The 22,265-nt window shown below is 72.3% G+C and carries 20 protein-coding genes and 1 pseudogene; 7 read left to right on the top strand and 14 right to left on the bottom strand.

What is annotated here, in order from left to right; translation table 11 throughout:
* Window positions 1-17: 17 nt before the first annotated feature.
* From Ahu01nite_RS05075 to Ahu01nite_RS05090, 4 genes are all read right to left on the bottom strand, one after another.
* A complete protein-coding gene (locus Ahu01nite_RS05075; RefSeq protein WP_203835206.1) occupies window positions 18-1,166 on the bottom strand; it encodes an alanine racemase in 1,149 nt (382 codons plus the stop codon).
* Complete coding sequence (locus Ahu01nite_RS05080) at window positions 1,153-2,769, bottom strand: IucA/IucC family protein (RefSeq protein ID WP_203835207.1); 1,617 nt, start codon at window positions 2,767-2,769, stop codon at window positions 1,153-1,155. Before Ahu01nite_RS05080 ends, Ahu01nite_RS05075 begins: the two co-directional genes overlap by 14 nt.
* Window positions 2,766-4,235 (bottom strand): IucA/IucC family protein, encoded by a 1,470-nt coding sequence (locus Ahu01nite_RS05085; RefSeq protein ID WP_203835208.1) that lies wholly within the window; start codon window positions 4,233-4,235, stop codon window positions 2,766-2,768. Before Ahu01nite_RS05085 ends, Ahu01nite_RS05080 begins: the two co-directional genes overlap by 4 nt.
* Window positions 4,236-4,436: 201 nt before the next feature.
* Window positions 4,437-5,399, bottom strand: coding sequence for an NAD-dependent epimerase/dehydratase family protein (locus Ahu01nite_RS05090; protein ID WP_203835209.1), 963 nt, complete (start codon window positions 5,397-5,399; stop codon window positions 4,437-4,439).
* A gap of 292 nt (window positions 5,400-5,691) precedes the next feature.
* Here Ahu01nite_RS05090 and Ahu01nite_RS05095 point away from each other — a divergent pair, with 292 nt between their 5' ends.
* From Ahu01nite_RS05095 to Ahu01nite_RS05115, 5 genes are all read left to right on the top strand, one after another.
* The gene (locus Ahu01nite_RS05095; protein WP_203835210.1) at window positions 5,692-6,597 is read left to right on the top strand and encodes an ABC transporter ATP-binding protein; all 906 of its coding nucleotides are present in this window, start codon (window positions 5,692-5,694) and stop codon (window positions 6,595-6,597) included.
* Window positions 6,594-7,373: an ABC transporter permease gene (locus Ahu01nite_RS05100; protein WP_203835211.1), complete on the top strand. Its 780-nt coding sequence runs from the start codon at window positions 6,594-6,596 to the stop codon at window positions 7,371-7,373. Before Ahu01nite_RS05095 ends, Ahu01nite_RS05100 begins: the two co-directional genes overlap by 4 nt.
* Window positions 7,310-8,440, top strand: coding sequence for a sensor histidine kinase (locus Ahu01nite_RS05105; protein ID WP_239158621.1), 1,131 nt, complete (start codon window positions 7,310-7,312; stop codon window positions 8,438-8,440). The genes Ahu01nite_RS05100 and Ahu01nite_RS05105 overlap by 64 nt, the downstream gene beginning before the upstream one ends.
* Window positions 8,437-9,048 (top strand): response regulator transcription factor, encoded by a 612-nt coding sequence (locus tag Ahu01nite_RS05110; protein WP_203835213.1) that lies wholly within the window; start codon window positions 8,437-8,439, stop codon window positions 9,046-9,048. The genes Ahu01nite_RS05105 and Ahu01nite_RS05110 overlap by 4 nt, the downstream gene beginning before the upstream one ends.
* Before the next feature lie 141 nt (window positions 9,049-9,189).
* On the top strand, window positions 9,190-10,050 hold the full coding sequence (locus Ahu01nite_RS05115) for a sigma-70 family RNA polymerase sigma factor (protein WP_203835214.1): 861 nt from the start codon (window positions 9,190-9,192) through the stop codon (window positions 10,048-10,050).
* Here Ahu01nite_RS05115 and Ahu01nite_RS05120 read toward each other — a convergent pair.
* On the bottom strand, window positions 10,047-10,730 hold the full coding sequence (locus Ahu01nite_RS05120) for a TetR/AcrR family transcriptional regulator (protein ID WP_239158622.1): 684 nt from the start codon (window positions 10,728-10,730) through the stop codon (window positions 10,047-10,049). The two genes, Ahu01nite_RS05115 and Ahu01nite_RS05120, sit on opposite strands and share 4 nt — an antisense overlap.
* An 87-nt stretch (window positions 10,731-10,817) precedes the next feature.
* On the opposite strand from Ahu01nite_RS05120, the gene Ahu01nite_RS05125 reads away from it, so the two are divergent.
* Window positions 10,818-11,657 (top strand): NmrA family NAD(P)-binding protein, encoded by an 840-nt coding sequence (locus Ahu01nite_RS05125; RefSeq protein WP_203835215.1) that lies wholly within the window; start codon window positions 10,818-10,820, stop codon window positions 11,655-11,657.
* Here Ahu01nite_RS05125 and Ahu01nite_RS05130 read toward each other — a convergent pair.
* The 5 genes from Ahu01nite_RS05130 to Ahu01nite_RS05150 all read right to left on the bottom strand — a co-directional run bounded on the left by Ahu01nite_RS05130 (window position 11,644) and on the right by Ahu01nite_RS05150 (window position 16,599).
* The gene (locus Ahu01nite_RS05130) at window positions 11,644-11,838 is read right to left on the bottom strand and encodes a ferredoxin (RefSeq protein WP_275411706.1); all 195 of its coding nucleotides are present in this window, start codon (window positions 11,836-11,838) and stop codon (window positions 11,644-11,646) included. The two genes, Ahu01nite_RS05125 and Ahu01nite_RS05130, sit on opposite strands and share 14 nt — an antisense overlap.
* Entirely contained in the window at window positions 11,835-13,076 is a 1,242-nt protein-coding gene (locus Ahu01nite_RS05135) for a cytochrome P450 (RefSeq protein ID WP_239158623.1), read from the bottom strand. Before Ahu01nite_RS05135 ends, Ahu01nite_RS05130 begins: the two co-directional genes overlap by 4 nt.
* Before the next feature lie 91 nt (window positions 13,077-13,167).
* Complete coding sequence (locus tag Ahu01nite_RS05140) at window positions 13,168-14,013, bottom strand: undecaprenyl-diphosphate phosphatase (RefSeq protein WP_203835216.1); 846 nt, start codon at window positions 14,011-14,013, stop codon at window positions 13,168-13,170.
* A 48-nt stretch (window positions 14,014-14,061) separates the two neighbouring features.
* Window positions 14,062-15,036, bottom strand: coding sequence for a tyrosine-type recombinase/integrase (locus tag Ahu01nite_RS05145; RefSeq protein ID WP_203835217.1), 975 nt, complete (start codon window positions 15,034-15,036; stop codon window positions 14,062-14,064).
* Window positions 15,037-15,048: 12 nt separating this feature from the next.
* Window positions 15,049-16,599 carry an ABC-F family ATP-binding cassette domain-containing protein gene (locus Ahu01nite_RS05150; RefSeq protein WP_203835218.1) on the bottom strand — a complete coding sequence of 517 codons (1,551 nt, stop codon included), beginning with the start codon at window positions 16,597-16,599 and terminating at the stop codon, window positions 15,049-15,051.
* A 190-nt stretch (window positions 16,600-16,789) separates the two neighbouring features.
* On the opposite strand from Ahu01nite_RS05150, the gene Ahu01nite_RS05155 reads away from it, so the two are divergent.
* Window positions 16,790-17,542: a lysophospholipid acyltransferase family protein gene (locus Ahu01nite_RS05155; protein WP_203835219.1), complete on the top strand. Its 753-nt coding sequence runs from the start codon at window positions 16,790-16,792 to the stop codon at window positions 17,540-17,542.
* A gap of 22 nt (window positions 17,543-17,564) precedes the next feature.
* Here the strand turns inward: Ahu01nite_RS05155 and Ahu01nite_RS05160 are convergent.
* From Ahu01nite_RS05160 to Ahu01nite_RS05175, 4 genes and pseudogenes are all read right to left on the bottom strand, one after another.
* Window positions 17,565-18,464: pseudogene (locus Ahu01nite_RS05160) on the bottom strand (NADP-dependent oxidoreductase); the annotation flags it as partial.
* 48 nt (window positions 18,465-18,512) lie between these two features.
* On the bottom strand, window positions 18,513-19,082 hold the full coding sequence (locus Ahu01nite_RS05165; protein WP_203835221.1) for a DinB family protein: 570 nt from the start codon (window positions 19,080-19,082) through the stop codon (window positions 18,513-18,515).
* Between the two features lie 5 nt (window positions 19,083-19,087).
* Entirely contained in the window at window positions 19,088-19,645 is a 558-nt protein-coding gene (locus tag Ahu01nite_RS05170; protein WP_203835222.1) for a LuxR family transcriptional regulator, read from the bottom strand.
* Complete coding sequence (locus Ahu01nite_RS05175) at window positions 19,642-22,176, bottom strand: LuxR C-terminal-related transcriptional regulator (protein WP_239158624.1); 2,535 nt, start codon at window positions 22,174-22,176, stop codon at window positions 19,642-19,644. The genes Ahu01nite_RS05170 and Ahu01nite_RS05175 overlap by 4 nt, the downstream gene beginning before the upstream one ends.
* Window positions 22,177-22,265: the final 89 nt, after the last annotated feature.

A 22,265-nucleotide genomic window follows, 5' to 3' on the forward strand; every position in this document is an offset into this window, starting at 1 on the left:
GGACGAACCGGCCCGTTCTAGACGATCAGGAACTGCGGGGCGGGGTGGCGCAGGAAGTCGTGGTGGGAGATGTCCCAGCCGTAGGCGCCGGTGCGGGCGAACAGCAGCACGTCGCCGATTCGCAGGCGTTCCACGGGCTGATCGCGGGAAAGCACGTCACGCGGGGTGCACAACTCGCCCACAGCGTCCACACGCGTGTCCGACACCGCAGGACGATCCCACGGGTACGGCCACAGCTCCCGCGTCACGACCGTGAACGGATGGCTGTAGCCCCACGCGGCGGGGAGCCGGAAGTGGTGCGTCCCGCCGCGCAGCACCGCGAACCACGTGCCGTGCGTGTGCTTCAGATCGATGACCTCGGTGGCGTACCAGCCCGCGTCGGCGGCGAGGATCCGGCCCGGTTCCACGATCAGCGTCACCCCGGGCGGCACGGTGACCCCGGTCGACAGCGCGTCCAGGTCGATGATCGCGTCGCTGAGATAGTCGACGCCGAGGCCCCCACCGGCGTTGACGATCTCCAGGTCGACGCCGTAGCGCGACGCGGCCGTCACCGACCACGCGAGACAGTCGGCGAGGAACCGGGCGTGCGCCGGGCCGTCGAGGTTGTTCGACACGGCGTGCAGGTGGAACCCCACGATCCGCACGTTGTCGCGGGGCAGCGCGAAGAACTCTCCGAGCGCTGCCTCGCCGACACCGAACGGGGTCGCCGTGCCCGTCATCGCGTGAGTCCCGCCGACGGACGCGGTCGCGCGATTGACGCGTACACACGCTGTCACCACAACCCCGGCGGCCGCGGCCAGCCGATCGAGCCTGCGCAGCTCCTGGCCGCTCTCGATGTTGATCTGCGCACCCGCCGCGATCGCCGCGGCCAGCTCGGCGTCGGTCTTCGCCGGGCCGCCGAACACGATCTGCCGGGCGCCGGCACCCACGGCCAGCTGCAACTCACCCCCGGACGCCACCTCCAGGCCGTCACACACCGAAGCGAGGGTGTGTACGACATCCGGGTGCCCGTTCGCCTTGACCGCGTACAGCAGCGTCGTCCCGGCCGGTAACGCCGCCCGCATCTGCGCGGCCCGCTCCCGCAACGCCTGCAGGTCATACACGTACGCGCAGACCGGCGACGGCAGCTCAGCAAGCGCGGCGACAACGTTCTCAGGCGCGGGCATGCAGAGGATTCTCCACCGGCAGGTACTCGTCACCGGCCCCGGCCAGCCGCATCCTGACCAGCGCCTTGTGCGGGACCAGCGGCGCGGTGAACGCCGCATGATCGGCGCGGGCGGCGTCACCCGGCACGTCGTACACCTCGTCGACGACCGCGCGCACGATCCGCCACGCGGCGTCCTCGGCCAGGCCGTGGGACTCGCCGAGCCGGATGACGAGCTCCCCGAGGTGTGCCTGGAACCCGGTGTAGCCGATCTTCGCGCGCAGCACGTCCTCGTCGTCGGTGCCGACCACCGACCCCGGCCACAGCTCCAGGGCGCCGGCCGCGTCGCCGAGACGTCCCGGGTGCAGCCGCAGCCCCGCGAAGTCTCGCAGCGCCAGCCGGTGCGGGACACCACCCAGGAACGTCGGCAGGCAGTTCTGCAGGTGCGCCTCGAACGCCACCCCGCGCATCGTGAGCCGCAGCAACGGCGGCAGGACCAGCCGGGCGTACGCGTCCAGGAACGCCCCCGCCGCGGCAGTGCCGTTGATGCGTCCCGTGCCCGCGGCGAACTCCGCGACCAGTTTCGCCGCCACGAACGGCAACGCCCCACCCGGCACTGCGCGCTCACCCGGGACCAGCCGGCCGGTCAGCCCGTCGCGCAGGATCGCTGCCATGTCACGACCCGACCCCGCCGGGACCGCCGCACCGGCCGTCTCGGCCATCAGCAGCAGCCGGTCCATCCCCGGATCGTCGGCGACCAGGCGGTGTAGCAGCACCGACACGGCCGGGCCGTTGCGGGTGCTGGCCACCGAGATGCTGCGCCGCGTCGAGGTCACCTGGATGTCGAGGGACACCTTCACGTAGCGGCGGCTGCCGTCCGCGGCGGCGGGCAGCAGCAGGGTCCGCAGCGCCGCCGTCGGCACCGCGTCGAGTTCCGCGTCGAGGATCCGCACGTCACCGGCGTCGATCAGGTCCCGGTAGCGGGTGCGCAGCACGGCGTCGCGCTGCCACGCGTGCACGGGCTGCAGGCGGAACCCGGACGCCACCTCGGGCAGCTGCGGGTACGCCTCCCGCAGGGCCGCGCCGACGTCGTCGCCCAGGTGCGTGTCGTCGCGCACGGCGAGGAACCCGAGGCGGGTGTGCCCGGCTTCCAGGTCGTGGGCGAGCACGTCGGAGGTGTCCCAGCCCAGCCGCGTACGCCCGCAGGGGTGCAGGTTGTGCCCGGCCACCGCGAGCCGTTCCCCGGCAACGGCCTGCGCGTCCGGATCGGCGGCGGCTTTTTGCGGGGGCCGGGCCATGGCGATGGCGAGGTTGACGACCGCGTTGCGCAGCTCGGCGGCGAGCCCTGCGGCCCCGGGCAGCCCCGGCGGTATGAGCTCCGCCGGGTCGTCCGCGCCGGAATGGGCGTACTCCACGCGATGGAACGCATGGAAGTGGTCCCCGGGCGCGGCGTCGACGAGTCGTTCCCGGACCAGAGCCCCCCGCAACCTGCGCCCCACGACGTCGGCGGCCTCCGGCAGCGCCGTTTCGTACGCCGCGGCCAGCCCCGGTGCGTGCACAGCCAGCGCCGCCCCCGCATGAGCAGCGGAAACAGCCAGCCTGCCGGAAGTCACGCTGCGCGTCATGAGGCTCCCATCGGATTCTCCAGATATGCCCACACATCGTCAAGAGGGTCTGCGGCGAGGCGCATCGCCGTGGTGGCCTTGATCGGCAGTGGCTCGGTGAGCAGCGCCGCGGCGTCAGCGGTGCCCGCGGCCGCGATCGCGTGGGCGGTGGTGGCCCACAGCTTCGCCGGGTCGGCGCCGCCGCGTTCCAGGACGGCGACGAGCTGACCGGTGACCGTGCCGAGCACCGCCGCGGCGAGTTTCGTGCGCAGCACCACGGGGTCGTCGCTGGGCAGGTCACCCTGCAGGGGCGGGGCTTCGACACCGGCGGCGGCCAGGCGGCGGGGGCTGACCCGGACCCCGCCGAAGTCGCGGTAGACGATCCGGACGGGGCGCCTGCCGGCGAGCACGACCAGGGTGTTCTGGCCGTGGGCCTCCAGCGCGACGCCCCGGTCCAGGACGGCCAGCAGCGGCGGGAGCAGCAGGTGGGTGAGGTCGTGCCACCACGCGTACGGGTCGGGCGCGGCGTGGTGCAGCAGGGGCCGCCCGTCGTACGGGTCGGGGGCCGCCAGCGCCGCGAGGGGCACGACCGTCTCGCCGGGGCGCAGCCGGGGTGCCTCGCGGCGCAGGTGGGCCAGGTGCCGGTCGGGGTGCCCGTCGACGATCACCGCGCCGGCCCCGGTCTCGGCGAGGATCTCCAGCGGCAACCCGGCGGTGAGGGTGCGCAGCAACGCGGACAGCCGTGGCCCGTTGTGCACGGCGGCCGGTGACACGGTCCGCACGGCGGAGGTCATCTGGATGTCGACGGCGGTCTTGATATGCCCGGCGCCGGTGTCGACGGTGCGCAGCGACATCAGCGGGCGGACCGGGCCGGTCTCGCCGTCGGGCCGCAGCCACGGGTGGGTGTCGCGGAGCCGGTCGGCCTGCCACGGATGGGCGAGCAGCACCGGGGGGCCGCCGCCGTACCAGCGGTCGGCGGGGACGCGCAGTTTGCGCAGGCGCAGGGTGGGCCGGTGCTCCGGGGCGTAGCGCAGGACGTCGCCTGCGGTGAGGCCGGTGCGGGTGCGGCAGCAGGGGTGCAGTGGGTGCCCGTCCGGCACGAGCTGTTCGAGGGTGGCCAGGTCCGGGGACGTGTCCAGCAGGGGCCGGTCGCCGGGCGGGGGCGGGTCGGCGTAGGCGAGGGCGAGGTTCTCCACGGAGTTGGCGATCTCGTCGCGGAACCCCCGCGCCCAGCCCAGCCGGGTCACCAGCTCCGCGGGATCGGTGGTGCCCGACACGGTGAGGCCGGGTTCCGGCACGGCGAAGGGCAGTGCGGCGCGCGCCGGATACTCGAGAGTCACGCCGAGCGGTTCGCGTTCGACGGCCCCGAGCAGCCGGGACATGATCTCCGCGCGGGCCCGGGGCAGGGCCCGGTCGTAGGCGCCGGTGAGGTCCGGGCGCAGGGTCGTCAGCTCGGCGCGGGTCCGGGCGCCGTCAGCGGTGGGCACGTGCTCATTGTCCGTCCTGGAACACCCCTCTCCCCTAACGTCCTAGGATGGCTTAGAGGATGTGCTTCGCACACCACGATCAACTACAAAAAGGAATTCAACGACCCCCACCGTTTGCTTTTAGGCAGGTCAGAGCGTTGTGGAAAGGGACCGGCAGCGAGTGGCTGCCGGTCCCTTTCCAGATGATCTCCGTGTCGGATGTCACGACACGACAGTGGACTCCTTCTCCGGGCTCAGGCCGAGCGCGGGCCTGTCCGGGCGCCGGGCGGGCGTACCACCCAGGGTCTGCATCCAGGCCCACGTGTCCGCGACGGTCTCCCGGATCGGACGCGGCCGCAGGCCCGCGGCGAGGGCCTTGCTGACGTCGCCCTGATGCAGGAAGCCATAGTCGGCGCTGCTGGGGGCGAGCCAGATCGGCAGTTCGATCCACGCCTCGATGCCGGCGTCGAGGATCGTCTTCTCGTCGGTCCAGCGCAGGTCGGCGTGCCCGCCGGTGAGCTGGTTGCCGAGGTCGAGCAGTTCACCCATGGTGGTGTGCCCGGGTGAGCTGACCACGTTGTACGCCCCGGTGCCGGTGGTGTCGAGGACGAAGTCGGCGAGGTCGCGGACGTCGATGAGTTGCAGGGGCAGGTCGTACGGGCCGGGGGCGAGGGTGGGGCCGCCGCGTTCGAGGCGGGTGAGCCACCAGGGCAGCCGGCCGACGTCCTCGTAGGGGCCGAGGACCAGGCCGGCGCGGGCGTGCAGGACGGGCCCGTCGAAGTGCTGGTCGACGGCTAGTTCGGCGCCGCGTTTGTGGTGGGCGTAGTCGTCGCCGTCGCCGGTGACGGTGGGGGAATTCTCGGTGGCGCCGGCGCCGGTGCCGTCGGCGTAGACGCTGCGGCTGGAGATGTAGGTGTAGCGCCCGGCGCGGCCGTTGAGTGCTGTGGCGGCGTCGCGGACGGCGCCGGGTGCGGCGGACCAGGTGTCGATGACGTGGTCCCAGGTGCCGCCTTGGAGCGCGGTGAGCCCGTCGGGTGTGGTGCGGTCCCCGACGAGGGCGGTGACGCCTGGCGGTGGCCGGCGGTGGCCGCGGTTGAGCACGGTGATGTCGTGGCCGCGGGTGCGGGCGGCGTCGATGAGTGCGTGTCCGGCGAAGCCGGTGCCGCCGAGGATGAGCAGTCGCATTTGCTGACCCTGCCCGGTGCGGGCGGGTGGGGGAAGGTGTTTTTGCTGTCGGCAGAGCGGGGTCGCCGGATGGGGGTGTGCCCGGTGCGGACGTCCCGGTCGGGTGGCCAGTGGCGTCCCCGGACCGCACCGGGCACTGCGCTCCAGTGTGGAGGTCGGGTGGGTGGGTTCGGCAGCGGCGTTGGTGCTCAGGTGTCGAGCCGATCATCCGATGGCACCCGTTACGGATGTCATGGGGTGAGGGTGACGTGTCACCCCCGCATCGGGGGCCGGGGGCGGCGAGGCTGGTGGCATGACGGAGCGGATGGCTGTGGAGCTCGACGGTGTGGTGAAGCGGTTCGGGGCGGTGACTGCCGTGGACGGGGTGAGTCTGGCGATCCGGCCGGGGGAGGTGGTGGCGTTGCTGGGGCCGAACGGGGCGGGCAAGACGAGCACGGTGGACATGGTGCTGGGGTTGTCGGAGCCGTCGCAGGGGTCGGTGCGGGTGTATGGGCGTGCGCCGCGGGAGGCGGTGGCTCTGGGGCTGGTGTCGGCGGTGATGCAGTCGGGTGGGTTGTTGAAGGACTACACGGTCGGGGAGACGGTGCGGTTGACGGCGGTGTTGTTCGGGCGGCCGCGGGAGCGGGTGGAGGCGGTGCTGGAGCGGGCGGGGATCGCGGATATCCGGGATCGCCTGGTGGGGAAGTGTTCGGGGGGTCAGCAGCAGCGGTTGCGGTTCGCGATGGCGTTGCTGCCGGATCCGGAGTTGCTGATTCTGGATGAGCCGACGACGGGGATGGATGTGTCGGGGCGTCATGATTTCTGGTCGGCGATCCGGGAGGACGCACGGTCGGGGCGGACGGTGATCTTCGCGACGCATTACCTGGAGGAGGCGGATGCGTATGCGGATCGGGTGGTGTTCGTGCGGCGGGGCCGGGTGGTGGCGGACGGTACGGCGGCTGAGGTGAAGGCGCTGGCGTCCGGGCGTACGGTGCGGGCGACTTTGCCTGGTGCGGTGGAGCAGGAGGCGGCGTTGAGGGCGATGGCGGGGGTGGATTCGGTGGAGGTCCGGGGGGATTCGGTGCTGGTGCATGCGAAGGACACCGATGAGGTGGCGCGGTATCTGCTGACTCGGACGGCGGCGCGGGATCTGGAGATCGTGGCGCGGAACCTGGAGCAGGCTTTCATCGCGCTCACGAGTGACGAGGTGACGGCATGACCACGGTGGTGGAGCGGTCGTTGCCGCGCTGGGGTGGGTTTTCGCTGGGGATGATCGGGCTGGAGTTGCGGCGGATGGTCCGTAACCGGCGGACGGTGGTGTTCACGGTGGTGATGCCGCCGGTGTTCTATCTGCTGTTCGGCAGTAGTGCGTCGTACCGGTCGGAGCGTCTTGACGGTGGTGGGAACGTCGCCGGGTATGTGCTGGTGAGTATGGCGGTGTACGGGGCGATGCTGGCGACGACGTCCGGTGGGGCGATGGTGTCGGTGGAGCGGGCGGCGGGGTGGTCGCGGCAGTTGCGGTTGACGCCGTTGCTGCCGGGGGCGTACATCGCGGTGAAGCTGGTCCTGGCGATGATTGTCGGGGCGGTGTCGGTGCTGGTGGCGCTGGTGGTGGGGGCGTTCACGGGTGCGGAGTTGCCGGCGGCGGCGTGGGTGGAGTGCGGGTTGCTGGCGTGGGTGTGTGCGCTGGTGTTCGCGGCGTTCGGGTTGTTCATGGGGTATCTGCTGCCCAGTGAGAACGTGTTGCAGATCCTGGGGCCGGTGCTGGCGGTGTTGTCGTTCGCGGGTGGGTTGTTCGTGCCGGTGGATCAGCTGGGGTCGACGTTCGCGCGTATCGCGGCGTTCACGCCGGTGTACGGGGTGGGGCAGATCGCGCGGTATCCGTTGACGCATGAGGGGAATTTATGGCTGGCGGCGTTGAGCGTGGTGGTGTGGACGGCGGTGTTCTCGGTGGGGGCGATGTGGCGGTTCCGCAGGGACACGGCGCGGGTCTGACGCCTGGGCGGCCCCGGTTCGTGTGGGTGTTCGCGGCGGTCTGGCTGTTCTATCTGGGTGAGAACCTGTCGGCGTTGCGGGCTCAGGCCGGGTGGGCCCGTGATGTGGGGTTGGTGGCGCTGGCCGGGTTCGCGGTGTTGTACGTGTTCCTGGTGGCGCGCGGCCGGGCGGTGAGTCGGCGGTTGCCGCTGGTGTGGCTGTTGCTGACGGCGATGCTGGGTCTGGCGGCGTTGCAGGTGCCGGGTGCGGGGTTTCATGCGCTGACGTGTGCGGTGTATGTGGGGGCGCTGGCGATGACGGTGCTGCCGGTGTGGCAGGCGGTGCCGTTCTGCGGGGCGCTGGTGGTGTCGGCGGAGTTGCTGGCGTGGCTGGTGCCGGGGTGGGAGGACAACGGGTACGGCCTGGCGGTGCTGCTGGGGTCGGCGGCGACGTTCGGGTTGCGGCTGGCGGGGGAGCGGCAGTTCCGGTTGCGGGCGGCGCAGCAGGAGTTGTCGGTGATGGCGGTGCAGAACGAGCGGGCGCGGATCGCGGCGGATCTGCACGACATTCTGGGGCATTCGCTGACGGTGGTGACGGTGAAGGCGGAGCTGGCGCAGCGGTTGCTGGATATCGATGTGGAGAAGGCGCGTAAGGAGTTGCAGGATCTGGAGGCTCTGGCGCGGGATGCGTTGTCGGATGTGCGGGCGACGGCGCTGGGGATGCGGGGGATTTCGCTGCCGGGGGAGATCGCGGCGGCGCGGGAGGCGTTGAAGGCGGCGCATGTGGTGGCGGATCTTCCGGGGGCGGCGGATGAGGTGCCGTCGCGGGTGCGGGAGTTGTTCGCGTGGACGATCCGGGAGGCGGTGACGAATGTGGTGCGGCACAGCGGGGCGGGCCGGTGTGAGGTGCGGTTGACGCCGTCGAGCGTGGAGATCGTGGATGACGGGCCGGGTGCGGGGGTGCCGGCGGCTGATGGGCAGGGGTTGCTGGGGTTGCAGCGGCGGGCGCGGGAGGCGGGTGCGGTGTTGTCGGTGGGGCGTCGTGGCGACGGGCCGGGGTTCCGGGTGCGGGTGGAGGTGCCGTCGTGATCCGGCTGTTGCTGGCCGATGATCAGGCTCTGGTGCGGGGTGCGATGGCGGCTCTGCTGGACATGGAGCTGGATCTCGAGGTGGTTGCCGAGGTCGGGCGGGGTGACGAGGTTGTCGCGGCGGTGATCGACCACAAGGTGGATGTGGCGTTGCTGGATGTGCAGATGCCGGGTTTGGACGGGATCGCGGCGGCGCGGGAGCTGCACAAGCGGGTGCCGGGGTGCCGGGTGCTGATGGTGACGACGTTCGGGCGGGCCGGGTATCTGCGGCAGGCGATGGCGGCGGGGGCTAGCGGGTTCATCGTGAAGGACACTCCGGCGCGGCAGTTGGCGGATGCTGTGCGCCGCGTCCATGAGGGGTTGCGGGTCGTGGATCCTGCTCTGGCGGCGCAGTCGCTGGCGCAGGGGGATTCGCCGTTGACGGAGCGCGAGACGGATGTGTTGCGGGCGGCGTCGGACGGCGGGACGGTCGCGGATGTGGCGCGGGAGTTGCGGCTGTCGGAGGGGACGGTGCGTAACCATCTGTCGTCGGCGATCGGGAAGACGGGTGCGCGTACCCGTGCCGAGGCGGTGCGGCTGGCCCGGGAGAGTGGCTGGTTGCCTGTGTAGGTGCTGTGCGGACTTTAGGGTTTTTCCCGGTGCAACCTTCCTGCACCTGTACGGAACCGGGTTCTGCACCCGGCGGATTGAAAAGTTCCCCCTGTCAGCCGGTGAGCCGTCACCGGGAGACGGATCCGAGGGGGAACCACGATGTCCGCTGCGACTGTTACGCCGCTGTCCGCCCGCGAGCTCGACGCCCTGGTCCGGGAGAACATGCCGCTGGTCGGTCACCTGGTCCGGGAGATGTTGTTCAAGGTGCCGGCGCATGTGCACCGTGATGATCTGGCGTCGGCGGGGTACGCGGCGCTGGTGACGGCGGCGCAGGCGTTCGACGTGTCGCGGGGGGTGCCGTTCGGCCGGTTCGCGGTGCAGAGGGTGCGGGGTGCGCTGCTGGACGAGTTGCGGGGTCAGGACTGGGCGAGCCGGTCGGTGCGGGCCCGGGCGCGGCGCGCGGATGTGGCGCGGCAGGAGCTGACGGCGCGGCTGGGTCGTACGCCGTCGCCGCGGGAGCTCGCGGAGCTGCTGGGTGTGGGTGTGGCGGAGCTGTCGTCGGTGGATGACGATGTGCAGCGGGCGGCGGTGCTGTCGTTGCAGGGGTTCACGGCGGGTGCCGCGGAGGATCTGGTGACGGAGGCGTCGCTGAACCCGGAGGAGATGCTGCTGCACCGTGAGCGGATCGGGTATCTGCATGACGCGGTGTCGATGCTGCCGGAGCGGCTGCGGTTCGTGGTGGAGGCGTCGTTCCTGCAGGAGCGGCCTCTCGCGGATGTCGCGGCGGAGCTGGGGGTGTCGGAGTCGCGGGTGTCGCAGCTGCGTACGGAGGCTCTGGCGTTGTTGAAGGACGGGTTGTCGCGGCACATGGAGCAGCAGGTCACGGCGTCGGCGAAGGGTGACGGTGTGGTGGCGCGGCGGCGGGCGGCGTATGCGGCGCAGATCGCGGCGCGCAGCACGATGTCGACGCGGCTGCGGGTCACCGACGCTCAGGGGATCAACGCGGCGTATGCGGCTTAGGCCAGGCGGTCCAGCCATTCCCCGAGCAGGGCTGTTTCTGCGGGGGTGAAGTCCGGCAGGTCGGGCAGGGCGGCGCGCAGGGTGACGGCCGCGGCGCCCGTGCCGGGGGTTTCGGCGGGTGTGTCGGTGAGGATGCCGGCGCAGACCGCGTCCCAGGCGAGGTCCGCCAGGGCGGGGTCGGGTTCGGTTTCGTCGAGCATGGTGAGGACCACTCCGGTGCCCGCGGCGCGGATGAGGGCGACAGCGCGGGTTTCAGGGACGCGCAGCCGGCCGGCTTTGGCGACGCGCTGGACGCGGCGGCGCAGGATGGCGCCGCCGGCCTCGGCGGTGGCTCTGCCCGCGGGGGTGGGGGTGCTGGTGTGCATGAGGCGGAACAGGGCGGGGTTGGCCAGGCCGAACCCGATGTGCAGGTCCCAGCCGGCGCGTAGTTCGTCGACGGGGTCGCCGCCGGTGTCGACGGGGGGTTTCTGCGCCAGGTAGGTCGCGAAGCCATGTTCGGCGACGGCGTCGAGCAGGCCGTCCTTGTCGCCGAAGAGCCGGTAGATCGAGGGGGCCTGGACGCCGGCGGCGAGGGCGACCGAGCGGGTGGTGACCGCGTCGGGGCCCTGGGTGGCGAGCAGGGTGGCGGCGACGTCGACGAGGCGTGCGCGTACGTGGTCCCGGGTTGGCTGCTCCTTCACGTTTCCGATGATAGCGGATTCTTGCTATCGCCGTGATTCCAGTGTTAACGTCAATGGCGAAACGCTGATATCACCTGGAGTGTCACCATGATCGTCATCACCGGAGCGACCGGAGCCCTCAACGGCGCCACCGTCGACCACCTGCTCACCCTCGTCCCGGCCACGCAGATCGCCGTCGTGGCCCGCGACGTCAGCAAAGCCCAGCGCTTCGCCGACCTCGGCGTCGAGGTCCGCCACGGCGACTACGCCGACCCCGCGGGCCTGCCCGCCGCGTTCGACGGCGCCGACCAGCTGCTGCTCGTCTCCTCCAGCGACCCGAAAGCCGACGCGGTCGCCCTGCACAGCGCCGCGATCGACGCGGCCGTCGCGGCGAAGGCCGGCCGGATCCTCTACACCAGCCACCAGAACGCCCTGCTCGACACCGCGTTCAAGCCGGGCCGCGACCACGGCGAGACCGAACAGCTCCTCGAACGGTCCGGGATCGCGTGGACGTCGCTGCGTAACGGTTTCTACGCCCACAGCCTCACCTGGATGACCGGCCCTTGGCGCGAGACCGGCGTCATCGCCGTCCCCGGCGACGGTCCCGTGTCCTGGACGGCCCGCGACGACTCCGCGCAGGCCGCCGCCGTGATCCTCGCGGCGGGCACAGGCTTCGACGGTCCCGTCACGATCACCGCGAACGCCGCACCGACGTTCGCCGAGCTCGCCGTCACCGCCTCCGAACTGGCCGGCCGGACGGTCACCGTCGAGCTGCTCGACGACGACGCGTGGCTCGCCGCGCAGGTCGAGCGGGGCACCCCGGAGTTCATGGCGCGGTTCCTGCTCGGCTTCTACCAGGCTGCCCGGCGCGGCGACTTCGCCGGCGTCGACCCGCAGCTCGCCACCCTGCTGGGCCGCGAACCCCAGCCCGCCGCTAACTTCCTGTGACCCGCAGGGCCCCGGACGGGCACAGCAGCACCGCCCGCTGCGTCAGTGCGGGGTCCGGGTCGGGCTTGCCGTCGATCAGGACCACGAGACCCTCGTCGTCCTGATCGAACAGCTCCGGCGCGGTCAGCACACACATCCCCGCCCCGACACACACATCCCGGTCCGCGGTGACCCCGCTCACCACGTCACCGGCAGTTCGGCCAGCCCGTACACGATGGAGTTGTCGCGTTTCGGCAGGTCCGCCGGGTCGGCGGCCAGGCGCAACCCGGGCAGCCGGGCCGCGAGCCCGGTCAACGCGATCCGCAGCTCGGCGCGGGCCAGGGGCTGCCCGATGCACTGGTGCACCCCGAACCCGAACGCGAGATGCTGATGCGCCTCCCGGTACGGGTCGAACTCCTGCGCAGCGTCGAACACCTCCGCGTCCCGGTTCGCCAGCGACAACAGCGCGGTGACGGGCTCCCCGGCCCGGATCCGCCGGCCCCCGACCTCGACGTCGCGGATCGCCTGCCGGGGCAGTCCCTGCCGCACGATCGTCAGATACCGCAGCAACTCCTCCACCACCGCGTCGGCCTGCGCGGGTTCGGCGCGCAGCCGGTCCCACACCTGTGGGTGCTGCAGCAGCAACAGGACACTGAGGCCGATCATGTTCGCGGTCGTCTCGTGCCCGGCGATCAGCAGCAGCAACGCCATCCCGATCAGCTCACCGACCTCGAGCTCCCCGGTGCGGACCCGCTCGGTGATCAGCCTGCCGAGCAGGTCGTCGCCGGGCGTTCCGCTGACGCGTTTGTCCTCGATGAGCCGGCCCAGATACGACCGCAGCCCCGTGACCGCGTCCCGCACGGCGAGGGGGCCGGCGGTGCGGTCGAGCAGGATCGCGCTGCGCTGCTGGAAGAACCCATGATCGGCGTACGGCACCCCGAGCAGGTGACAGATCACCAGCGACGGGACCGGCAGGGCGAACCCGGCGACCAGATCCGCGGGTCGCTGCCCGGCCTGCAGCGCGGTGAGGGCGCCGTCGACGACATCGCCGATCAGCGGTTCGATCCGCCGAATGTTCTTGATCATGAACTCGGCGGTCAGCATGCGGCGCAACCGCAGATGCTCCTCGCCGTCCATCCGGATGAAACCACCCCGGCGGCCCTCCGGTGTCTGCGGCGGCGCCTGGCGCAGCAGCGGGAACCCGGGCCGGGCCATGTCGGCGCTGAACGCGTCCGAGCGCAGCATCTGCTTCACATCGCCGTGCCGGGTGACCAGCCACGTCCACCCGCCGGTCGGCAGCCTCACCCGGGTCACGGGCCCGTCGAGGCGGCGCAGATCAGCCCCGCCCACCGGGGTGAAAGGGTCGTCGCCGGGGCTGAGGAACGGGAACAACGGCAGCCGGTCGGTCACCACATCACCCACGGAAGCCTCCTCAATCATCAACGCACCGTGCTGGCTTGCACGCGCTACGTTAACGCCGGAGTGGGCTATAAAACAACGAACGTCAATGAATGCGACACCCTCACCCGGATTACTTCGCGTCGATCGTCCCGGTGGCGAGCAGGACCAGCAGCAGCGAACCCAGGACCAGGCGGTAGCCGATGAAGATCGAGTACGAGTGCTTCGCGACAAACTTCAGCAGCCACGACACGGCGAACCAGCCGACGATGAACGACACGATCGTGGCGGTGATCGTCGCGGTCCAGCCGACGCCGCCGTTGGCCGAGGAGATGCCGTCGTAGTTCTCGTAGGTCTGCAGGATGGTCGCGCCGAACAGGGCGGGGATGCTCAGGAAGAACGACAGCTTCGTCACCGTCACCCGGTCGAGGTCACGCAGCAGACCGGCGGTCATCGTCGACCCGGAGCGGGACACGCCGGGGATCACGGCGAGGCACTGCACGATGCCGATGATCAGGGTGTCCTTCCACGTCACGTCCTCGGCGTGGCGGACCTCGGTGGCGGCGTGGTCGGCGAACCACATCACGAAGCTGTAGACGATCAACGCACCGGCGACGAACCACAACGAGCGCAGCGTCGTCTCGATCGCGTCCTGGAACAGCAGACCGGCGATACCGATGGGGATGGAACCGAGAATGACGGCCCAGCCGAACCGGTAGTCGGCGTTCGAGCGCTGCGCGGAGCTGAACACGCCCTTGACCCACGCCCCGATGATCCTGACGATGTCGGTCCGCAGGAAGATCAGCGTCGCGAACACGGCACCCGACTGGATGATCGCCGTGAACGCGGTGATGTCCGGCGCGTCGATCTGATAGCCGAGCAGTTTCTCCACGATGGTCAGGTGACCGGTACTGGAGATGGGCAGGAATTCGGTGAAACCTTCCACCGCACCCAGCAGCACCGCTTCGAAAATGTTCAACCCAACCTCATCCGTGATCGACGACGGCGTCGAGAATAGGGGGTGCGATCACGAGGCGTTGCGGCGGGCACGGGCCGCCGCGAGCGTGTACGACGGATCACGGTCCAGGTTGTGCCGGTCCCGATCGTAGCGGCGCGTCGTCCGCGGATCGGCGTGACCCATGGCATCCTGGACGTCTTCAAGCGGAACACCCTCGGCGCGGGCGGTCGTCGCGAACGAGTGCCGCAGCGAGTGCGGGGACAGCTTCGCCCAGCTCGCGATCCCCGCCTCCTTCGCCAGCCGCCGCACCAGCCGGAACACCGCGTGCCGGTCGATGCGGGTCCCGCCCGAGGTGACCAGCAACGCCCCGTCGAGACGGTCCACGGCCGTGCCTTCCGCCGCGGCGCGTTCCTGCAGGTACGCGTCCAGGGTCTGCGCCGCCGCCGGGGTCAGCGCCCGCCGCCGCGGCCGGCCGCCCTTGCCGATGAACCGCAGACTGCGGTGACCCCGCTCATAACCCAGGTCGGCGACATCCAGGCCGCAGACCTCCCCGACGCGTAACCCCAGATCCGCGAGCAACGTCAGCACCGCCCGGTGCCGGGCCGCCGACGGGCCCGTGTCCGCGTCCGCGGCGGCGAGCAGCGCGTCGACCTCCTGCGGGGCCAGCCCGATCGTCCCCGAATGGTCACGGGACACGTACGGGCGGTCCGCGCCGGCAACCGGGTTGTGATCCACCGCACGCAGTTTCGTCAGGAAGTCGTACCAGCTCGACAACCCGGACAGTTTCCGCGCCACCGACGCCGGCGCCAGCTCCGAAGCTTCCAGGCCCCGCGCGTACGCGTTGACGTCCAGGAACGACGCCCGCAACGGATCCAGCTCCCGGGCCGCGCACCACGCGAGCCAGCCACCCACATCGCGGCGGTACGCGGCCCGGGTGTGCGGCGACAACCGCCGGTTCGCCAGCCACGCCTCGGTGACCTGCTCAGCGCTGCCCGCGGTGTCGACAGTGCCGGGATGTGGCTGGCGGGGAACCAGTGACGTCATCCCGACATGATTTCAGCTCACCGTCACCCGGCCGTGCGCGACATGCCAGGTCTGGCCCGCCCCTGCCGCCGCGGCGAAATACCGGTCATGGGTGACGACCACCACCGTCCCCCGGTACGCCCGCAACGCCGCCTCCAGGGTGTCGAGGGCGTCGAAGTCGAGGAAGTTCGTCGGCTCGTCGAGCAGCAGCACCCGCGCCGGGCTGTTCACCATCACCGCCAGCAGCAACCGGCGCAGCTCCCCGGCGGACAGGCTGCGCAACGGCGCCTGCCACTGGTCGGCGCCGAACTGGTGCGCCTGCAGGAGCCGTTCGGCGTCGTCGGCGTACACGGGGATCTGCGACCGGAAGTAGTCAACCACCGTGACCGGGCTCCGCAGCCCGGCATCGGTCTGCGGCAGCACCGCCACCGGCACGTCCGCGGCCCGCTCCAACGCCCGCAGCAGGGTTGTCTTCCCGGAACCGTTACGCCCGGTGACCATGATCCTGTCCCCGCGCCGCACGACCAGATCGTCGAGTTTCGCCACGACCTGCCCGGCCGTGTCCTCGTCGCCGGGGAACGCGAGCGTCAGCGGTGGCCGGGTGCGGGGCTGCTCGATCCACCGCAGCGACTGCATCTGCCGGCGCAACCTGCGCTCGCGGACCTTCGCCTTCTTCGCGACCTTCTTCGCGATCCGCCGCAGATGCGGGGCCTCCACCCCGGACCGCACCGTCGTCTCCACCCCGCGGGCCTGCGCGAGGGTCTGCGCGATGTCGGCCTCCCACCGCAGCCGGTCCTTCTCCTGCGCCTCGTAGTCGAGCAGCAGCTTGCGCCACCGCCGCGTCTTCTCCGCCCGGTAGACGCTGTACCCGCCGCCGGGATAGTCCTGGGCCTGCTCATGGATCCCGTCGAACTCGATGACCCGGGTCACCGCCTGATCCAGGAACGCCCGGTCATGGCTGACAGCGAGGACCCCGCCGGGATAATCGGCCAGCCACTGCGCGAGCCAGGCCGCGCCCTCGGCGTCGAGATGGTTCGTGGGCTCGTCCAGCAGCAGCACGTCCGGGTCGTCGAGCAGGGCCCGGGCCAGCAGCAGCCGGGCCTGCTCACCGCCGGAGATCTCCTGCAACCCGCGGGTGCCGTCCAGGTGGGCGATCCCCAGCCTTTCCCGGGCCTGATCGACACGGGCCTGAGCGGTCCACCCCCGCAGGGCGGTCCACCGCTCCTGAATCTCACCGTACGCGCGGAGCACGTCAGCACCGTCCGCCAGCTGCTGTTCCAGGTGCCGCATCCGGGTCAGCACCCCGGCCAGCTCGCCGAGGCCCGCGCTCAGGAACTCCCCGATCGTGGCCTGCTCCGCGCCGGGCACCTGCTGCGGCACATACCCGACCCGGGTCCCCGGGCCGAGCGTGACGTGACCGTGCGACGGTGTCAGCTCCCCGGCGAGGATCCGCAGCAGAGTGGTCTTCCCGGCACCGTTCGGGCCGACGACCCCGACCCGGTCCCCGGCGCCGAGCACCAGGTCGAACCCGGTGAACAACAGATCACCGTCGTGGGAATGAGCGAGCGACACAGCCTTCAACACAAGCGCCTCCGCGTGCGGCAGATACCAGAACTGACACGGCGACCCGGACGCACTTACCCAGGGGGCGGCGTCACACGGGTCGGGTCGGTATCACACGGAAGAAATAGCTCCTCGGTCTCGGCTGACCTCCACCATGCCGCGTGCTCCGCCGGGCCGCAACCGGATTAACCCGTGCGATCATGGCGGCGTTATGGAGACGTCGTGGCGGGTGCCGTGGTTGTGGCGGGCGTTGCTGCTGCTCTCCCGGGTCCTCGTCCCCACGATGTGCCGGCTGAGAGTCACCGGAGCCGTCCCCGCCGGGCTGCGGCACGGGCCGCTGATCCTCGCCGCGAACCACGTCGGCCCGGTCGACCCGATCGTCATGACCGCCGCCTGCCACCGCGCCGGGATGGCACCACGGTTCATGGCCACCGGCGGACTGTTCGACGCACCGATCGCCGGGGCCGCGTTACGCGCCAGCGGGCACCTGCGCGTCGACCGCAACACCGACCGCGTCGCCGACGCCCTGCCCGCCGCCGCGGCGGCACTGCGGGCCGGGTCGGTGGTGCTGGTGTACCCGGAGGGCCGCATCGGACTCGACCCGTGGATGTGGCCCGAACGCGGCAAGACCGGCGTCGCCCGGATGGCGGCCCTGTCCGGCGCCCCCGTCCTGGCCGTCGCGCAATGGGGCACCCACGAGGTCCTGCCCTACACGACCCCGGCCCGGCTGATCCGCTCGATCCTGAGCACCCTGGCGCGCCGCCCGGTCGTCCACGTCCACTTCGGTGACCTCGTCGACCTGTCCGGGCTGACCGGCTCACCCGGCGCCCGGGCCAGGCGCGCCACCGATCGCATCATCCAGGCCCTCACCGACACCCTCGCCCCGCTACGCCCCACCGAACCCCGCCTGCCGCACCACGTCGACCCGACCCGCCCCGTCGACCTGTCCCGCACCCGCCGCTGAGCCTCCGGTGCTCAGGGCCTCCGGTGATCAGGACGATCTTGCCGCGGGCGTGGCGGGTCTCGCTCAGCTCGTGCGCGGCGGCGGCCTGTTCCAGGGGGAATTGCGCCGCGACGGTCAGTTGCAGGCGGCCCTGAGCGGCCAGGTCCACGGCGATACCCAGGCTGTGTACGGCGAGAGCGTCGACACCGCCGTGGGACAGGTGCACGCCGTGGCCCGCGGCGCCGAGGTCGGCGATCGTGATCACTTTCGCGGGGTCCCCGGCGATGGCGATCAGGTCGGGCAGGGACCCGCCCGCGCAGTCGACCACGGCGTCGGCCCCTCCGAGGGCCCGGACCCGGTCGGGCAGGCCCGGCCCGTAGACGACGGGTTCCGCGCCGAGCGAGCGCAGCAGATCATGATTGGGAGCGCTGGCCGTACCGATCACCCGGGCTCCGCGGGCGACCGCGAGTTGCACCGTGACCGTGCCGACCCCACCGGCCGCGCCCTGCACCAGCACCGTCTGGCCGGCTGTGACGGCGAGCAGGTCCAGGACGCGGACACCGGTCTCGGCGCTGCCGGCGGCGCCGCCGGCCTGCGCCCAGCTCCACGCGGGCGGTTTCGGCGCCCATGCCTGCAGGACCGTGAAGTCGGCGTTCGCACCCCGGGCAGCGGTCCATCCGAACACCTCGTCGCCGGCCTCGACGCCGCTCACCCCGGGGCCGGCCTCGTCGACGACACCGGCCGCGTCGAACCCGGTCCGGAACGGGAACCGCACCGGCATCGTGTCCCGCATCCGCCCGGAGCGGATCAGGGTTTCCCCGGCGGAGAACCCGGACGCGCGGACCGCGATCCGGATCGTGCCCGGCCCGGCATGGGGTTCGCTCACCTCGGCGACGTGGACGACGCCCGGGGGGCCGTACTCAACGAATTGGACAGCTCTCATCCCCGGACCGTAACCAGCCGGCGGCCCTGACCGGGGGAACTGAGAGCGTCAGGGCCGCAGGTGACCCGGATCCGCCGCCTTCGCGGCCTTGTCGATCATCGCCCGATGAGCGTCGCGGGCAGCCTGGTCGATCGGGTGATCGTCCCAGTCGGCGACCCCGGTGCGGCCGTCGAGGTGCTCGCGCAGGATGTCGGCGTGCCCGGCGTGCCGGTTCGTGTCGTTGAGGACGTGCACGATCACACCGAACAGTTTCACGTCCGGTCGCGGCCACCACGGCACGTGACCGGGGGTGTCCAGGGGCAGCTCGGTGATCGTCGCGTCCGCGTGCTCCCACGCCCGCCGGTAGAAGCCGACAACCTGCTCGCGGGTCTCGTCCGGGGCCACCCACAGGTCACTGCCGTCAGCGTCCTGCCACCGGGGCAGTGGCTGCGGGAACGGGCGGGCGAAGATCTCCCCGAAGTACCGGGCTTCCAGCGTTGCGAGGTGTTTGACCAGGCCGAGCAGGTTCGTCCCGGTGGGTGTCAACGGCCGCCGGATGTCGTATTCCGACAGGCCGTCGAGTTTCCACACCACCGCGCGGCGGGTGGACCGCAGTTCGTCGAGCAGATAGTCCTTCATCCGGTTCAGCCTCCTGTGCCGCGCTGGCGCAGGTACGCCAGGACGGCCTCACGGGTGGTGCGGACCCCGAACAGCGCGCGGGCCTCCGCGATGCGCCTGTTCGCGGTGCGCAGCGACAGGAACTCGGCAGCCGCGGCCGCGGCGATCGTATCACCGGCGGCGAGCCTGTCCAGCAGGGCCTGTTGCTCCGGGACCAGCGGCACGACGCCGGTGCCGTTGTCGTCGGCTGCCGCGGGTGCGGGGGTGCCGGGGCCGGCGCCGAGCTGGACCGCGCCGAGGCGGCTCAGATCGTCGACCAGGGCGCGGCCCATCGGGCTGTCGGTGTCACAGACCGCGACGACACCGGCGCCGCGGGCCGCGGCCAGGACGGCGAGTTGCAGGGTGTCGGGGTCGCTGATCCTGCCGTGCAGGACGAGTCGTTCCGTGCTGACGTCGAACGCGGCGTCGGTCAGGGCGAAACCTTCCTGCACGGACCAGCCGTCACGGGACAGGCGGCGGACCACGGTGTCGGCGTCCGCGGTGGACGTCACGACGTGGCGGGGCGCGTCGGGTTGTCGGGTCACCGGCCATCCTCACGGTCGGGTTGCGCGCGGTGCCGGGCGGCAGGTTCGGGTTCCAGCTGGGTGAGGGCCAGGGCGGCGGCTTCGGTACGGGTACGGGCACCGAGTTTGCGCATCCCGGCCCGGATGTGGGTGTCGACGGTCTCGGTGGAGATGCCGAGCTGGCCTGCGATGCGGCGGGTCGGTTCCCCGGCGGCGACCAGGCGCAGGACGTCGATCTCGCGGCGGGTCAGCCTCGATCCGGAGCGGGGGCTGCGGCTGTCGCGTTGCACGTGATGGCGGCGCAGCCCCCGCCGGGCCCGTCCGGCGAGGACGACCAGGCCGGCGTCGTCGGCGAGTTTCTCGGCCTCGAGCAGCGCCCCGACGGCCTGCTGCGGGTCGGGTTCCCGCAGCCCGGCGGCGAGCAGGCAGCGGATCTGTTCCCGCAGCACGACCCCGGACCAGCCGGCGGCGGCCGCGGGGAAACCGGTGCCGGTCGCCCACGCGGTCAGCGTGTTCTGCGCGGCCGCGGGGAGCCCGGTCACGGGGGCCGCGGCGGCCGTGGGGCTGCCGGCGTCGAACGCCGCCCACAGCAGGGTGATCTCCCGCAGCCCGCCGAGCAGCCCCGCCGGGCCGGCGGCGGGAGGCTGGGTCGCACGGTCGGGTTGCCCGTCGAGCCAGGCCGCTTCCCGTGCGACCCAGGCGGTGGCGGGGTGCAGGTCCGGCCCGGCGAGCCGCCCCCGCGCGGCGGCGAGCAGCCCGGTGTCGGCCTCGACCAGGGCTGTCGCGGCGACGGCGTAGCCGCGGGCGTCGGCGGGCAGCGACCGGTCAGCGAGATCACCGGCGCGGCGGACCACGGCATCCGCGACGTCCTCGACGGCCGTGTCACTTTCCGCGCTGGGTTCTATCGGCCCGCCCACGGCGTTGTCGTCCGGGCCACCGGCCTTGTCGCCGGGTGGGCGGGTGCCGTGCAGGACGTCGGCCCAGTCGGCGACGGCCAGGAACCGGGTCTGCCAGCTGTACGCGACGGCGTTACCGGCGGCAGCCCCGGCGTGCCGGGCGAACGCGGCGGCTTCGGTCAGGCGGGCGTCGGCTATCAGATACTCGACGAGCAGCCACGCACTCCACCTGCCGGTCAGCGGGTCAGCGCCGTCCGCGCCGGCGGCGGCGAGGGCGCGGTCCCAGCCGGGAACGCGATGCGCGGCCCGCACCGCGGCCATTGCGGCGGCGACACCGGGCGGGGGCGTCGGATAGCGGGCGGCGATCTTCTCCGCGGTGTCCAGGGCGGCGCCCGGGTCCGCGGCGAGACCGGCGAGCAGCAGGATCCGGTCCCGGGCGGCGAGCACGGCAGGCGCGGCGGCATCCGGCACCGGGCGTACCGCGTCACGGGCCGCTGCGGGCTCCCCGGCCTGCAACAGGGCCTCACCGCGCAGCACGTCGGCCTCCACCCCGAGCGGCCCGGTGGTGGTGAGGACCCGGGCCGCGGCGTGGGGGCGGCCCGCGGACAGCAACGCGTCGGCGGCGGCGATCCGGACCCGCGGGTCGGGGCTGACCCCGGGCAGGTCACAGGCGAACAGCAGCAGATCACCACGGTCAGCACCGGTCGTACGGTCGGCGGCGGTCAGCGCTTTGCGGTACGCACCCTGCGCGTCACCGGCCGCGGCGAGGTGCCGGGCGGCCTCCGCGTCGGGGGTCAGCGTCGCCAGGGCCCGGTGCAGCTCGACGCGGGCGTCGGCGTCGAGCAGCCCGGCGGCGGTCTCGGCGAAATACGCGGAGACGGGCACGACCCCGTCGCCCTCGTCGGCGATCAGCCCGGCCTGCGCCAGGTCGGCGGCGCCGGGGCCGAGCAGCGCCGCGGGGGCGGGCCGGCCGAGCAGCCCGAGCGCGGCCAGCGCCGTACGGGCGGGCCGGGGCAGGTCCGCCAGGGCGGTCGCGATCGCATACGCCACCTGGTCGATGTCGGAGCCCGGGGTGCCGCGTCCACTGCCGGCCTGCCGGGCCAGGGTGACCACCGCGAGAGGGTTACCACCGGCGCGGGCGGCGACCGTGGTGACGACGTGCTCGTCGAGCTGCGGGGCGGTGCGCCGGACCAGGTCGACGGCTTCGCCGGCGGTGAGGGCCTGCACGTCGAGCCACGCCGTCGCCGCCGCGCGCAGGTCGGTGATCGTGCCGGCGGGCAGCCGGTGCGGGGTGCGCAGCGCGGCCACGACCCGCACGTGGGCGGCGAGATACGGCAGGGCCGCCAGGGTCGCCGGGTCGGCGTACTGCAGGTCGTCGAGGACGAGCAGCCCGCCGCGGACCCGCGACCGGACGGCCTCGGCGAGCAGCGGCACGTCGTGGGCGGGCAGCCGCGCTTTCACGGCCCGTGACAGCGCCAGGGCGGGGGTGGCAGCGAGCATGGCGAGGCCACCGCCGGTGAATACCGGCCCGGGTGCGGTCCCGGCGATCCGGCGCAGCAGGGTGCTGCGGCCGGTGCCCGGGGCGCCGGTGAGCACGACGAGTCCCGGTCGGCGCAGGTGGGCGGCTGCCAGCCCGGCCAGGTCCCGTTGTGACACGCACGCCCCCATTCCGCCGCAGCCCCCCGGAGCGGCATTGCCTTGGCACGAACCAGGGAGTCGCTCGCGATCCCCGGTCCGTAGTCTTT

The sequence above is a fragment of the Winogradskya humida genome (genome assembly GCF_016862215.1).
Taxonomy (GTDB): domain Bacteria; phylum Actinomycetota; class Actinomycetes; order Mycobacteriales; family Micromonosporaceae; genus Actinoplanes; species Actinoplanes humidus.

Bases quoted from the DNA above. Each gene is read 5' to 3' on its own strand.
- Ahu01nite_RS05075 (WP_203835206.1), bottom strand. From the start codon at position 1,166: ATGCCCGCGCCTGAGAACGTTGTCGCCGCGCTTGCTGAGCTGCCGTCG.
- Ahu01nite_RS05155 (WP_203835219.1), top strand. From the start codon at position 16,790: ATGGAGACGTCGTGGCGGGTGCCGTGGTTGTGGCGGGCGTTGCTGCTG.
- Ahu01nite_RS05080 (WP_203835207.1), bottom strand. From the start codon at position 2,769: ATGACGCGCAGCGTGACTTCCGGCAGGCTGGCTGTTTCCGCTGCTCAT.
- Ahu01nite_RS05115 (WP_203835214.1), top strand. From the start codon at position 9,190: ATGTCCGCTGCGACTGTTACGCCGCTGTCCGCCCGCGAGCTCGACGCC.
- Ahu01nite_RS05125 (WP_203835215.1), top strand. From the start codon at position 10,818: ATGATCGTCATCACCGGAGCGACCGGAGCCCTCAACGGCGCCACCGTC.
- Ahu01nite_RS05095 (WP_203835210.1), top strand. From the start codon at position 5,692: ATGACGGAGCGGATGGCTGTGGAGCTCGACGGTGTGGTGAAGCGGTTC.
- Ahu01nite_RS05135 (WP_239158623.1), bottom strand. From the start codon at position 13,076: ATGATTGAGGAGGCTTCCGTGGGTGATGTGGTGACCGACCGGCTGCCG.
- Ahu01nite_RS05145 (WP_203835217.1), bottom strand. From the start codon at position 15,036: ATGACGTCACTGGTTCCCCGCCAGCCACATCCCGGCACTGTCGACACC.
- Ahu01nite_RS05090 (WP_203835209.1), bottom strand. From the start codon at position 5,399: ATGCGACTGCTCATCCTCGGCGGCACCGGCTTCGCCGGACACGCACTC.
- Ahu01nite_RS05165 (WP_203835221.1), bottom strand. From the start codon at position 19,082: ATGAAGGACTATCTGCTCGACGAACTGCGGTCCACCCGCCGCGCGGTG.
- Ahu01nite_RS05100 (WP_203835211.1), top strand. From the start codon at position 6,594: ATGACCACGGTGGTGGAGCGGTCGTTGCCGCGCTGGGGTGGGTTTTCG.